The organism is Paenibacillus popilliae ATCC 14706 (assembly GCF_000315235.1).
GTDB classification, from domain to species: Bacteria; Bacillota; Bacilli; order Paenibacillales; family Paenibacillaceae; genus Paenibacillus_B; species Paenibacillus_B popilliae.
In genome coordinates this window covers 1-405 of sequence record NZ_BALG01000357.1, presented here as the reverse complement: position 1 = coordinate 405, position 405 = coordinate 1, and the positions used below count along the sequence as shown (strand labels likewise).

Here is a 405-nt window from a genome sequence, read left to right as displayed (position 1 = left end):
TAGGTAAAAATAGGTGTTGTAAAGCTTGGCGTTGCCCGTTTATGTTTTCTTTGGCTTGCTTGACCTGGATGACGTTCTCCGCTGCTGCCTCTAGATTACTCCAATATGCGGCTCGCTCTTCCTCTGTCCCCGCTGCTTGCTCCAAGGCGGCAAGCAGTTGCGCTTGGGCTGCCAAATCCGTTATCGTTATTTCTGAATCGATTTGCTCCATCAATTGCGCCAACGACACCATCGTTCGCAGCACGCGTTGCTTGTCCACTTGCTGTCGGATATGCGCATTCGCTTCCGCTTCCCCGGGACCGAACAAGCTAGCCTGCAAGTTATTCTCCACGGCTTGCACCGCTTTTTTATTTCCTTCGTATATGAATTTGGCGAGTTGACTCGGATGCCGGAACGATTCGGATA

General features: G+C 51.1%; 1 protein-coding gene. It reads right to left on the bottom strand.

From position 1 onward, the window contains the following. Positions 1 to 405: hypothetical protein (locus tag PPOP_RS22990; RefSeq protein WP_042229737.1), on the bottom strand; the 405-nt coding region annotated here is incomplete at both ends.